This is a genomic window from Acidimicrobiales bacterium (assembly GCA_035630295.1).
In the GTDB taxonomy this organism is placed as follows: domain Bacteria; phylum Actinomycetota; class Acidimicrobiia; order Acidimicrobiales; family Iamiaceae; genus Iamia.
This window is the reverse complement of sequence record DASQKY010000041.1, coordinates 24,443-37,311: the sequence shown is the minus strand read 5'-3', so window position 1 is coordinate 37,311 and position 12,869 is coordinate 24,443. Positions and strand designations below refer to the sequence as shown.

The following is a 12,869-nucleotide window of genomic DNA, read 5'->3' as shown; positions in this document are numbered from 1 at the left end:
CCGACCGCCCCGGCCGCCGGGCGGTCGGGGGCTCGGGTCACTCCTCGTCGGACCGCGTCTCCTCGTCGGGGAGCAGCGTGTAGGTGCTGAAGCACATCTCGTCCTCGGTGCCCTCGGCGAAGAGCAGGTACTTGGGCTCCTCGTCGTAGCGGAGGCCCCGGTCCCAGGTGCACTCGATGCGGAGGGTGTCGCCCTCCTCCACCCGGATCTCCTCGACGGGCTGGTAGTTCAGCTGCCAGTCGAAGTTCCAGGTCGGGATGTCGAGCAGGACCTTCTCGCCCGGCGTGCCGGGGTTGAGGGTCATGCGGAAGCTCCGGCCCAGCTCGTGCATGTGGCCCAGCACGTCGATGATCTCGCCGCTGCCGTGGACGTCGTAGTCGCACGACGTCGACCCGATGCCGTCGGTCTGGCCGGCGTACTCCTCGATCTCGCGATCGCAGGCCTCGAGCACGGCGCCGGGGATGGCGGCGGCGATGCCGTCGTAGTCCTCGAGGATGCGCTCCAGGGCGGCGTCCCGGTCGCACAGGGGGCCGTCGTCGGCGCCCTCGGGGCACGGGATCTCCACCGGGGCGATGGGGTTGGCCACCTCGAGGGCCCGCACCTCGGCGTCGTCCGGCGCCAGCTGGAGGCGCAGCTCGGACTGGTCGGCCGGGGTGTCGGCGTGGTCGTAGTGGTAGTGGATCTGGGCGATCAGCACGTCGCCGGGCTCGAACAGGAAGCCCCGGTCGTCACCGAAGTCGAGGGGCCGCTGGCCCGGCACCCATCCGGCCACCAGGTCGGACTTGCCCTCCAGGCCGCCGTCGAGGGCCGGCGCGGTGCGCAACCCGGTGCCCACGTAGCACTCCCAGCCGGGCCGGCCGCCCTCGCCCTCCTTCTCCATGGCCTCCTGGTGGGCCTCGGCGTCCACCTTGTAGACGAGGGCGTGGTGCACCACCGACATCTCGTCGGGCACGAAGGAGTAGCCCGTCATGTAGGTGGGCTCGGTGAAGCCGGGGTCGAGGGTGAAGCAGCGGTAGTCGTTGGGGTTGTCGATGGAGCCGGCGTAGGGCTCGGCCATCTTCAGGGCCAGGTCCGTGCGGGGGGTGGGGACATCGGCGTCGGGCACCGGCTCCAGCGGGGTGCGGGCGGCCACGTCCAGCGGGGCCCCGGCATCGGCCCAGGCCTTGACGGTGGCGATGTCCTCGTCGGAGAGGGTGCGGGGGTGCCGGAGGGGGATGCCCTCGTCGGAGGCCGGCCACGGCGGCATGTAGCCGGCGTTGACGGCCACGGAGATGCCATCGGCGTACTCGGCGGCGTCGCCGGCGGTGTCGAGGCCCAGGACGTGCGAGCCGATCTGGCCCTCGTTGTGGCACGAGGCGCAGTTGGCCTCCAGGATGGGCTGGACGGCCCGGGCGAACGACGGCCCACCGGTGGCCCGCTCGTCCTCGGGGAGGGGCGGCAGCTCGGTGGGGATGTCCCGCTTGGTGGGATCGGCGGCCACCAGCTCCAGGGTCAGGGTCACCTCGTCCTCGGTGCGGACCAGGCCGGCGATGCTGATGGGGCCGATCTCGTAGTCGGACATGGCGATGGTGGTGGTGGCGGTGGCGGTGAGCTCGTCGCCCACCATGTGGCCGGTGACGTCCCACTCCGCCGGGAGGGTGGTCTCCTTCACCGTGAGGTCGCCGGCCAGGGTGAAGGACACCTCACCGCTCTCGGGCAGCGAGGCGGGCAGGTCCTCGACCGAGGTGGTGGCGAACCGGGCCAGGGGGTGGTCGTCGGAGGCCAGGAAGTCGGCCCGGAGGCGCCGGTCGCGCAGCGAGTTGTCCGAGCGGAGCTGGCGCAGGTCGATGACGATGTCGCCCACTCGGCTGCGGGCCGGCCGCCCCCGGTTCAGGGCGATGTCGCCGGCGATGGCCTGCGTGGTGCCTTCGGCCGTGCCCGCGCCCCGACCGACGATGGTCTCCGCCACCGCGTAGGTGGCCGAGGACTCGGTGGCGTCGATGCGGTAGATCGTCTCGCCCGGCTCGGCCGTGAGGCGGGGGGCCTCGGGCAGCGTGCGGCTGACCTCACCGTCGGGCAGGCCCACGAACGGGCGGACCTGGTTCCAGGCGTAGCCGCACCCGGCGAGCAGGACGACGAGCGCCAGCGCGGCACGGATGGGATGGGTCCGCACCCCTCGACCGATCTTCGTCCCGACACGGCGCACCACGTCGCCAATCATCGCACGAACCATGCAAACACCGGAGGGGTCGCCGTTCAGCCCCGGTTCAGGCGCCCGGCGCCGATGACGCCGGCCATAGGGTGCGGCGGTGGACATCGCCGACTTCCAGCGCCGGATCGGTGAGGCCTTCGGAAGCCGCGACGCGGCCCGGGGCCGGCCGGCCACCGTGGCCTGGCTGGCCGAGGAGGTGGGCGAGCTGGCCCAGGCGGCCCGCAAGGGCACCCCCGAGCAGCAGCTCCACGAGCTGGGCGACGTGCTGGCCTGGCTGGCCTCGCTGGCCGAGCAGCTGGGCCTGTCCCTCGACGACGCCGCCCAGCGCTACGCCGCCGGCTGCCCCACCTGCTCCTACACCCCCTGCGCCTGCCCCTGACCCCCGCTTCCCGTTCTGAGGCGCCACCGCACGCTCCCACGGGCCGTGGCGCCTCAGAATCGAGGCCGGGCGGGTGTCCCGCTCTTCTGAGGCGCCAGCGCACGTCCCGATGTGCGCTGGCGCCTCAGAAGTGACCTGGACCGGTCGTCGCCCTCAGTCGTGGCCCATCTCGCCCCGGGCCACGGTGCCGGTGACGAGGCCGAGGAGCTGGCGGAGCATGGCCGCGGTGGCGCCCCACACCGTGTCGCCCACGATGTCGAAGAAGACGATGGGCCGGCTGGTGGTGGGCCCGAACGACCAGCGCTCCTCCCGGAAGACCCCGGGGCTCATCAGCTCCGAGAGGGGGACGTGGAGCACGGTGTCGACCTCGGACGACTCGGGTCGCAGCTCCGGCGGGCCGGCCATGACCCCCACCCACGGGACGATGAAGGAGCCGCTGGTGAGGGTGGCCAGGTGGTCCAGCTCCCCCACCACCTCCACGGTGGCGGGATCGAGGCCGATCTCCTCCTCGGCCTCCCGCAGGGCGGTGGCGACCAGGTCCGCGTCGCCGACCTCGGCCCGGCCGCCCGGGAAGCTGACCTCGCCGGCGTGGGCCCGCATGGCCAGGCTGCGCCGGGTGAGCACCACCCAGGCCTCGCCGTCCCGGTCGTAGAGCGGGGCCAGCACGGCCGAGGGCACGGCGGCCACGTCCTCGGCCCGGGCCAGGGCCCGCACCTCGGCCGGCAGGCTGGCGACCGAGAAGCCGTGCCGCTCGACCGGTGACGGGCGGGCCGGGCCGGCCGCGGCCAGGGCCCGACGGACGTCGTCCACCGAGGGGCGGCGAGCCTCGTCGGGCAGGTCCGCCCACGGGGCCGGCGCTCCCGGGCCGACACCGCCGGGTGGCCGGGGGATGCGCTGGGGGCCACCCCGTCCGGCCAGGGGGACGGCCAGGGCCGGAGCCTCCTCCCGGGCGCTCATCCGCGGCTCACCCCTCGGGCGGGGCACTGGCCGCAGCCGCCACGGCGGCGTCGACCAGCGCGTCGAGCAGGCCGCGGCCCCCGGCCTCGGCCATGGCCACCAGCACCGCACCGGGTGGGGTGTCGCCGGTCTCCCACTCCATCCAGACCGCCAGCAGCCGGGTGGCGTCGGCCCCGCCCGGGGCCTCGGTGCCGGCCTCGGCGGCCAGGTGCTCCAGCACGACCCGGAACCCGCCGGTCTTCAGGTTGCTGACGACGCGGCCGGGTGGCGTCTCGCCCGTCTCCCACTCGATCCAGGCCGTGCGGAGCTTGGCCGGGTCGGCCGGGGGTCGGTCCATGGCCGCCGATCCTACGGCCACCCCCGGCGCTCCTCCGACCCGGATGCCGGCACCTGTCCTGTCATGGCCGCGCCGGTGACGGCGCTCCCGTGGACCGAACCGATGTGGCCGCTCGCCGCCCTCGGTGCCCAGGGCCACGCCCGGACGGTGCGTTCGGTGGGCAGAACGGACGAGGCCCGGGCGCTGGGCCCGGGCCTCGTCGTGGATCAGGTGCTCAGGTGAGCGGCGTCCCGGGGGACGTCACATCATCCCGCCCATGCCTCCCATGCCACCCATGCCTCCGGCGCCACCGGGCATGGCCGGCTCGTCCTCGGGCTTGTCGGCCACGATGGCCTCGGTGGTGAGCAGGAGGCCGGCGATGGACGCTGCGTTCTGCAGCGCGGCCCGGGTCACCTTGGCCGGGTCGAGCACGCCGGCCTTGAGCAGGTCCTCGAACTCGCCGGTGGCGGCGTTGAAGCCGTGGGCGCCCTTCTTGGCCTCCACGTCGCGCACGATGACCGCACCCTCGAAGCCGGCGTTGTCGGCGATGAGCCGGGCCGGGGCCTCCAGGGCGGTGAAGACGGACTTGGCTCCGGTGGCCTCGTCGCCGTCGAGCTTCTCGGCCACGTCGGCCACCCGGGGGCGGCTGCGCAGCAGGGCGGTGCCACCACCGGGCACCACGCCCTCCTCGATGGCGGCGCGGGTGGCGGAGAGGGCGTCCTCGATGCGGTGCTTCTTCTCCTTGAGCTCCACCTCGGTGGCGGCGCCGACCTTCACCACGGCCACGCCGCCGGCCAGCTTGGCCAGGCGCTCCTGGAGCTTCTCGCGGTCCCAGTCGGAGTCGGTGTCCTCGATCTCGCGCTTGATCTGGTTGATCCGACCCTTGACGTCGTCCTCGGAACCGGCCCCTTCGACGATGGTGGTGTCGTCCTTGGTGACCACGATCTTCCGGGCCCGGCCCAGCAGGTCGATGGTGACGCCGTCGAGCTTGAGGCCCACGGTCTCGGAGATGACCTGGCCGCCGGTGAGGACGGCCATGTCGGCCAGCATGGCCTTGCGGCGCTCGCCGAAGCCGGGGGCCTTGACGGCCACCGAGTTGAAGGTTCCGCGGATCTTGTTGACCACCAGGGTGGCCAGGGCCTCGCCCTCGACGTCCTCGGCCACGATCAGCAGCGGCTTGCCGGTCTGCATGACCTTCTCCAGCACCGGGAGCATGTCCTGGACCGAGGAGATCTTGCCCTCCACGTAGAGCACGTAGGCGTCCTCGATGACGGCCTCCTGGCGCTCGGCGTCGGTGACGAAGTACGGCGAGAGGTAGCCCTTGTCGAACTGCATGCCCTCGGTGAACTCGAGGTCCATGCCGAAGGTGTTGGACTCCTCGATGGTGACGACACCGTCCTTGCCCACCTTGTCGATGGCGTCGGCCAGGACCTCGCCGATGGCGCTGTCGTTGTTGGCCGAGATGGTGGCCACCTGGGCGATCTCGGAGCGGTCGTCGATGTCGCGGGCCTGGTCGCGGACGGCCTCGACGGCGGCCTCGACGGCCTTGTCGATGCCCCGCTTCAGGGCCATGGGGTTGGCCCCGGCGGCCACGTTGCGGAGGCCCTCCTTCACGAGGGCCTGGGCCAGGACGGTGGCGGTGGTGGTGCCGTCACCGGCGACGTCGTTGGTCTTGGTGGCGACCTCCTTCACCAGCTGGGCGCCCATGTTCTCGTAGGGGTCCTCCAGCTCGACCTCGCGGGCGATGGACACGCCGTCGTTGGTGATGGTGGGGGCGCCGAACTTCTTCTCCAGCACCACGTTGCGGCCTCGCGGGCCGAGGGTGACCTTGACCGCGTCGGCCAGCTTGTTGACGCCGGCCTCCAGGCCGCGGCGGGCCTCGTCGTCGAACTTGAGCATCTTGGGCATGGGGGCTCCTACTTGGTGATCTTGGCGAGCACGTCACGGGCGTTGAGGATCAGCAGGTCCTCACCGTCCGAGGTGATCTCGGTGCCGCCGTACTTGGAGTAGACGACGGTGTCGCCCACCTCGATGCCCACGGGGATGCGCTCGTCGCCATCCTCGTTCCAGCGACCCTCGCCCACGGCCAGGACCTCGCCCTGCTGGGGCTTCTCCTTGGCGGTGTCGGGGATGACCAGCCCACTGGCGGTCGTGGCCTCGGCATCACCGGGGCGGACGACGATGCGATCGTCGAGCGGCTGAAGGTTCATTGCGCCTCCGTAGTCGGCTGGGCCCCCACGCTGGGGACCGAGGTTCATCTCCCCGAGATCGGGGCGGCTGGCACTCTCTCGTGCCGAGTGCCAACCCTACGACCGCCGTTTGGCACTCGCAAGCCCCGAGTGCCAAAGGTCCGCCGACCGTTCCCCTCCGGGGGGGCCGGCACGGGAGGGCCGCCCGCCCCGGGGGATGGGGCGGGCGGCCGGTCCGTGAGCCGCTGGTGGTCCGGCGCCGGCAGGAACGCACGGACCGGGCTCGATCGGTGGGCCGGCACAGGAGGCCGACCCACCGAGATCACATCGCCCCCCAGGCGGTCGCCCGGTCGAGGAACGGGCCTCGACCAGGCCACCCGGCGGGGGGACGGGGTTCAGTCCTCGGGGTTGGGGAGCCTCTGGGCCCGGGTGACGAACTCGGCGGTGCCGATGAGGCGGCCGTAGAGGGCGGAGCGGTTGCCGTCGGCCCGGAACCGCTCGACCTGGTTCTCGATCTCGGTTGCGGTGGGGGCCCGGTCCAGGATCTCGTCGTAGGACTGGACCACGATCACCCGGGCCGGCTCCACCAGGCGGGTGAACGTGCGCAACAGCACGAACCGAGCCTCACCACCATCGAGGCGGCTGGTCCAGTAGGCCAGGCCCGCGGCATCGGGATCCCGTTGCAGGACCCGCTGGTAGGTCCGGGTCACGAACCCCTCGTTGGTGGAACCAGCCTGGGACCAGTACTCCTCGGTGTCACCGATGGCGGTCAGCAGCTCGTCGTAGCGACCCGTCCGCAACCGCTCGGCCCAGAACGCCAGGCCGGCCGGGTCGCCGTCGCGGCCGAGCATGGTCCGGTAGGCGTCGTTGGCCACCACCCGCCGCGCCTCGGCCGATGCCGAGATCACATCAGCGAACGCCTGCTGCGACGTCCCACCCTCCAAACGGGCCAGCCAGTGATCGAACCCGGCCTGATCCGGGCAACGGCCCAACAGTTCCAGGTACACCAGGCGCACCACTGCCCCGGAGCCCTCGGCCACGAAGCCCGGGCACTCGTGCTCGGGCAGAACGGTGAGGGGCACCGTCTCGGAGGAGGTGGAGGCGGCCAGGAGGCCCCCGACGTGACGAGCCCGCAGCTGATGCTCACCGGCAGCCAGGTCCGTGGTGACCAGCGAGGCAGCGCCGCCCTCCACGGCCACGAACCCGATGGTGGTGTCCCCATCCAGGAACTCGACGTACCCGTCGTCCGGCGCCGTCGTGGCGGTGAGGGTCACCGGGTCGCCGCCCCGGGTGGGCCGCGGCGCGTCCACCACCAGAGTCGTCCCGGCGATGGTGACCCGACCCAGGACGGTCGCCTCGTCCCGCGGCGTGCAGGTGATGGTGCTCGGCAACTCGAAGCTGTCGATGGTCTCGATGGTCACCGAGGCCAGCTCCACCGGCGCCACCTCACCGGGAGCCCCTTCGATCACCGGCGCCCCCGTCTCCCCCAGGAACCCGATGATCGCATCGGGGTTGGCCGGATCGGCATTGTTCATCTGGGTGCCGGTGCGATCGACGTGGGTAGCCGTGCCCGTCCCTCCAGGCTCGAAGCCGAAGGTCACTCGCTGGACGCCCGTCACGCCGTCAGGTTCCGCCGGGTTGGGCCCGGTCTCGAGGACATCGGTCGCCAGGCTCTGAGTGTTGACGCCCCGCCCGTAGAAAAGGGCCACGCTCAGGTGGTCGACCGGGACGGCCCCGGCGGGGGCCGTCCCCGGCAGGTTGCCCAGGGCGACGAGGTTGGCGTTGAACCGGTTGGCGGCCGATCCGACGATGCGGCAGGTGTAGATCGGGCCGATCGAGGGCTGCACCGTGAGGGTGGCCGTGTTCTGGCCGGGCAGGAACAGGGCGTCACCGGAGTACTTGAACGTCACCTGGTACGAGCCCGGGACGATGTCGGCCGGCAGGTCGAGTTCCCCTTGATGGTGCCGTTCACCACGGGGATGTCGCGCCGGACGTCATCGGTGGTGTTGGCCACCTGGACGTCGATCCGCCGCCCGTTCAGCCAGATCTCTGCCGTCCCCGAGGCTCCGGCCCCCCCGATGCCGGTGACATTCGCCAACACTTGGACCGTGTTGCCCTGGCGGACGACCGGAGGAGAGACCGGGCCGCCGAAGAAGGGGGCGGGGAAGGTGATGGTGGCGGGCCGCCGGTTGGCCTCGACCAGGAGGGAGGGGCTCTGGGCGGTGGCCACGGTCCGGACGGCGTTCCCGCCCCCGTCCAGCTCGGTCACGGCGTAGGTGAGGCGGACAGGGCCGGGGCTGGTGGCGACGGTCCGGCCCACGGCGATGCGCAGGGTCTCGACCGCGTCCGCGCCGGCGGCCAGGTCGGTACCGCTGCTGTCACCGACCTCGAAGGCCCCGGTGAGGGTCCCGGACCCGTCGAGCGGCAGGGCCACCCAGGCGTCGCCGACCTTGCGTTCCACGGTGACCCGGTCAGGGGTGAGGGACCGTTCCCCAGCGTGCGGGCCAGGGTGAGGTCCAGGCGGGCCCGCTCGATGCCGGCGCCGAGATCGACGTTGCGGGCGGTGACCTGGAGCTCGACGGGGGCGGCGCCGATCTCGATGAAGGCCGGCAACGTGGACGTGATCGTCGGCGGCGCGGCCACCAGGTAGGGCACGGCCGGCGAGGCCGAGCCGGAGAACGGTTCCTGGCCCCGGTAGGAGGCCCGCAGGGAGCGGTGCCCGGCCAACAGGTCCTCGGTGGTCAGGGTGGCGGTGCCGTCGGCGGCCAGGGCCAGCGTCTCGACCAGGGTGGCCCCGTCGTAGAGGTCCACGAACCCGGCGGGGGCACCCTCGGCCTCGACGCACTCGGGCACCGCCGCCGCGGCCGGGTCCTCGATCACGGTGGCGGTGAGCGTGACCGGGTCGTCCAGGCGCGAGCCGGTCGCGGGATCCACGGCCAGGGTGGTCACCGTCGGGCACCCGGGTGGGGGCGGCAGCTCGATCTCACCGGCCAGGGTCATGGTCAGGGCGTGGCCGGCGCCGGCCAGCTGCGCGTTGATGGTGGGGCTGACCTGGGTGTTGCAGTCGGGGGTGGTCGGGATGGTGGGGATGGTGAAGTCCGGGTCGGCCAGGGTCACCTGCCCGCTGTCGGGGTCGTAGGGAGCGGTGGATTGCAGGGCCAGGTGCACCGGGGTGGCCGCGCAGTCGGCCCAGTAGAAGGCCGGGTCACCGATCTCGATGTGGAGATCGACCCGCACGTCCACGTTCACCAGGACCGCGCCCTCGGGGGTGATGGAGCCGGTGATGGCGCCGACCTGGGTGAAGGAGGCGTCGATGTACGCGGTCTCCACCAACGGGGAGGTGATGTCCTGCTCGATCGACAGCGTCGGCGTCGAGAACGTCGCGCCGGAGATCACCCCGGTGCCGCCCAGGCCGGTGTCGTAGGTGCCGGCGATGGTCGTCGGCTGCTCGAGAGCGCGGGGCTCCTCGGCGTCTCGGAGGAGGATCTGACCGTCGACCAGGGAGAGGGAGAGCTCCTCTGCGACCCGGGCGTCAGACCCTTCGGAACCTACCGCCAGTCCAGGGGGGGAGGGCAAAAGCGAAGGCGCGCATCGCGACCACGAGCGTGGTCAATGCGATGAGCGAACGTCTGGACAACATGATTAGGGATCCCCCCTGTCGATGAACACTTCCGCACGACACCACCCCCGGAACCACAGTCCGGGAGAAGTGCCTGCACTCACCATGTCCGAGCCAACCTTGCCGAACCTGCGCCTAATGGTCTCCGCAGCGAAGTTTCGGCGGCTGCCAGGTGAGGGAGCCGCCCGCACCCGGGGGAAAGGTGGGTACGGGCGGCCGCCCCTGAGCCATGGACGGTCCGACGCCGGCAGGAACGCACGGACCTGGCTCATCGGTACCCCGACGCGACAGGACGGAGCACCGAGGCCTATGAGGGTCGAGGGGGAGGCACCGCTCAACCAATCGGAAGGGTACCAACCAGGGATGTCGGCGGCCAGTGCCTCGCCTGTGGCCCCACCCATCCACGGCCCGATCGCCGCCCGCTCGGGGACGAGCGTGCCGGCCTCGCCCCTGGCCGGCTGGGGCGGGGTTCGACTGTGGACGGGCGCGCCGAGCGGGCGGCGACGGCAGATCGCCCCCGCCGGCCCGCGGCGCGTCAGAGGGAGTTGACCTCGGCGGCCAGGCGGCGGCGGGCGCGGCTGAGCCGCGACCGCACGGTGCCCACCGGGATGCCCAGGTGCTCAGCGATGGCCCGGTAGGTCACGTCGGGCTGGGCGGCCAGCACCAGGACCTCGCGGTCGGCCCCGTCGACCTGGCCCAGGGCGACCTGGACGGCTGCGGTCCTCTCCACGGTCGACATGGCGTCGGACACCTCGTCCTGCAGCGAGTCGGCCAGCGTGGTGAAGCGGCGTTGGGCGGCCAGGGCCATGTGGGCCCGGGCTCGGCGCCGCTCCTGGCGGAGGTGGTGGCGCAGGACGTTGGTGGCGATGCCCAGCAACCAGGCCACCTGCGAGCCCCGCTCGGGGTCGAAGGCGTCCCGGCGGGCCCACGCCTCGACGAAGGTCTGAGCCGTCAGCTCCTCCCCCATCTCGAAGCCGACCCGCGAGGCCAGGTAACGGTGCACCGTGGCCACGTGGGCGCGGTACACCTCCTCACCGTCCTCGCTCGGCGGGCGCCCGCGCGCCAGGCCGGGACGGGTCCCGTGCTGTCGTCGGCCACACGGGACCGACCGATCGATTGGCTCTGTCCGGCCGCCGCCCCGCACCAGGCTCATTCCCGGCGCACCCACTCAGCAACCTGCCGACGAACTCGAGCTACTGCCTTGCATCGTCTACCCCCTGGCTTGCCGCCACTCCTCTGACGGGTCCGCTCGCCATCAGACCATGCCAGACCTTGCCGGATGTGCGCGGCGGAAGGTCCATGTACCCACCCTAGGGGTACGACGAGCCATCCGTCACGCTCAGAAGCCGGAAGGAGACGCTTCGGGGTCGACGACCCGCAGTCGGTAGCCCACGCCCCGGGTGGACTCGATCCGCACCGCTCCCTGGAACGCCTTCCGCAACCGCGAGATCTGCGGCGGCAGGGGGTTGGCCCGAGCCGGATGGTTCCAGTCCCAGCAGTGCTGGAGCAGCTCGGCGGCGCTGACGATGCGGCTCCGGTTGGCCAGCAGGTACTCGAACAAGGCGTATTGGATCGGCGTCAGGCCGATGCGCCGGCCGTCCACGGTGACCTCCCGGCGGCCGCGGTGGAGGGCCACCCGGCCGAGGCGCTCGGCGGCGTCGGCGGGCCGGGGCGACGACCCCCGGACGATCAGCTTGCGGACCCGCAGGGACAGCTCGTCGAGCGACACCGGCCGGGCGATGGAGTCGTCGGCCCCGGCCTCCAGGGCCTCGATCCGCCGATCGGCGTCGTCGCCTCCCGACACGACCAGGACCGGGCGGGTGGGCCTCTGCCGGCGCGCCTCGGCGATCATCTCTCGGGGGCCGCCGTCCGCCGCCAGGGTGCCGACCACGACGCAGTCGTAGTCCACGTCCACCAAGGCGGCCCGGGCCCCGGGCAGGCTGCGCGCCTCGTCCACCGCGTGGCCGTCGGCCCGCAGCCGCGCCGAGTAGCTCCGGCACACGCGCATCTCGTCATCCACCACCAAGACCCTCACCGCCTGGCCCTCCACCCGACGATCATGGGCCTACCTGCTCGTCCGACCCGGCGGTGCGACGTCTCTCACCTCGACGTCGGTCCCGCGGGGGCGTCGGCGGGCATGGCCCCGGCCCGAGACCACGATGGTCGTCGGACCGCCCTCGCTCCCGGTCATTCTCCTGTGTGCCGGTGCCGCCCGTCAGAGGTCACCCGGACCCTCCCCCGGCACGGGGTCGCTGGCGGCGCCACCTCGTCCACCTTCAGGACGTAGCCCGCGCCCCGCACCGACTCGATCCGGAGCCGGCCGGCGAAGATGCGCCGCAGCCGGGTCACCTGCGAGTGGAGCGGGTTGGCGAACAGCGGGCGACCGCCGTCCCAGCAGTGCTCCAGCAGCTCCTCGGTGGCGATCATGCGCTCCCGGTGGGCGACCAGGTAGTCGAGCACGGCGTGTTGATGTGGGGTCAGGTGCACCTCGGCCCCGTCCATGGTGACCCGATCCCGCTCGCGGTCGACCACGACCCCTCCGAGGTGCACCGGACCCCACTCCGACGACTCGGCCTTCTCGGCCAGGTTCCGTACCCGGAGAGCGAGCTCCTTGAGCCGCACCGGCTTGGACACGTAGTCGTCGGCGCCCACCGCCAGGCCCTTGACGCGCTGGTCGACGGCCCCCAGGCCCGACAGGACCAGCACCGGGGCCCGGCCCGGTTGGTCGCGCTGCTCGGCCACCAGCTCGAGGGCATCGCCGTCGGGGACGATGCGATCGAGGACGAGGCAGCCGTACTCGGCCTCGGCCAGAGCAGCCCGGGCGCCGGCCAGCGTCGAGGCCTCGTCGACGACGTGGCCCTCGCTGCGCAGCCGGTTGGCGAAGGACCGGCGGAGCACCGGATCGTCCTCCAGCACCAGGACGCGCAGGGCGTCCGGGTCGACGAAGGTCGCGTCGTCCGAACCCGGATCGGGGATGGGAGAGGAGGAGGAGGCTACGTCGTGCAAGGCGCTCGAGAGATGGGGAGCCATCGTGTTGCGTCGTCCTGGTTCGTCGGCGGGTAGCTCGGTCGCGCCCCACGCTGGTGCGCCGCAGCACACCCGAGGGGTGCGGAGTGCGTCACCCGCCCGTCGGCGGGTGACAGCCTTCACATCCGTATTGCCCGAAGTGCTCAGGTGGTTCGCAACTCGCCTCTGACCTGCGACAACAGGAGGGCGGC

General features: G+C 72.5%; 12 protein-coding genes. 1 reads left to right on the top strand and 11 read right to left on the bottom strand.

Annotated features, from left to right (window positions below):
- Positions 1–37: 37 nt before the first annotated feature.
- Positions 38–2,152, bottom strand: a complete 2,115-nt coding sequence (locus VEW93_10085) for a YceI family protein (GenBank protein HYI62140.1) — start codon at positions 2,150–2,152, stop codon at positions 38–40.
- A 136-nt stretch (positions 2,153–2,288) separates the two neighbouring features.
- On the opposite strand from VEW93_10085, the gene VEW93_10080 reads away from it, so the two are divergent.
- On the top strand, positions 2,289–2,570 hold the full coding sequence (locus VEW93_10080; protein HYI62139.1) for a MazG nucleotide pyrophosphohydrolase domain-containing protein: 282 nt from the start codon (positions 2,289–2,291) through the stop codon (positions 2,568–2,570).
- Positions 2,571–2,723: 153 nt separating this feature from the next.
- Here the strand turns inward: VEW93_10080 and VEW93_10075 are convergent, their stop codons facing one another.
- From VEW93_10075 to VEW93_10030, 10 genes are all read right to left on the bottom strand, one after another.
- Positions 2,724–3,527 (bottom strand): CoA pyrophosphatase, encoded by an 804-nt coding sequence (locus VEW93_10075; GenBank protein ID HYI62138.1) that lies wholly within the window; start codon positions 3,525–3,527, stop codon positions 2,724–2,726.
- A 7-nt stretch (positions 3,528–3,534) separates the two neighbouring features.
- On the bottom strand, positions 3,535–3,864 hold the full coding sequence (locus VEW93_10070) for a hypothetical protein (protein HYI62137.1): 330 nt from the start codon (positions 3,862–3,864) through the stop codon (positions 3,535–3,537).
- 240 nt (positions 3,865–4,104) lie between these two features.
- Positions 4,105–5,751, bottom strand: coding sequence for a chaperonin GroEL (groL, locus tag VEW93_10065; GenBank protein ID HYI62136.1), 1,647 nt, complete (start codon positions 5,749–5,751; stop codon positions 4,105–4,107).
- An 8-nt stretch (positions 5,752–5,759) separates the two neighbouring features.
- Positions 5,760–6,053: a co-chaperone GroES gene (gene groES / locus VEW93_10060; protein HYI62135.1), complete on the bottom strand. Its 294-nt coding sequence runs from the start codon at positions 6,051–6,053 to the stop codon at positions 5,760–5,762.
- A gap of 374 nt (positions 6,054–6,427) precedes the next feature.
- Positions 6,428–7,942: a DUF4214 domain-containing protein gene (locus VEW93_10055; protein HYI62134.1), complete on the bottom strand. Its 1,515-nt coding sequence runs from the start codon at positions 7,940–7,942 to the stop codon at positions 6,428–6,430.
- Positions 7,939–8,352: a hypothetical protein gene (locus VEW93_10050; protein ID HYI62133.1), complete on the bottom strand. Its 414-nt coding sequence runs from the start codon at positions 8,350–8,352 to the stop codon at positions 7,939–7,941. Before VEW93_10050 ends, VEW93_10055 begins: the two co-directional genes overlap by 4 nt.
- A complete protein-coding gene (locus VEW93_10045; protein HYI62132.1) occupies positions 8,298–9,608 on the bottom strand; it encodes an Ig-like domain repeat protein in 1,311 nt (436 codons plus the stop codon). The genes VEW93_10050 and VEW93_10045 overlap by 55 nt, the downstream gene beginning before the upstream one ends.
- Before the next feature lie 578 nt (positions 9,609–10,186).
- Positions 10,187–10,678, bottom strand: coding sequence for a sigma-70 family RNA polymerase sigma factor (locus VEW93_10040; GenBank protein HYI62131.1), 492 nt, complete (start codon positions 10,676–10,678; stop codon positions 10,187–10,189).
- Between the two features lie 312 nt (positions 10,679–10,990).
- Complete coding sequence (locus tag VEW93_10035) at positions 10,991–11,671, bottom strand: response regulator transcription factor (protein HYI62130.1); 681 nt, start codon at positions 11,669–11,671, stop codon at positions 10,991–10,993.
- Between the two features lie 167 nt (positions 11,672–11,838).
- Positions 11,839–12,681: a response regulator transcription factor gene (locus tag VEW93_10030; protein ID HYI62129.1), complete on the bottom strand. Its 843-nt coding sequence runs from the start codon at positions 12,679–12,681 to the stop codon at positions 11,839–11,841.
- Positions 12,682–12,869: the final 188 nt, after the last annotated feature.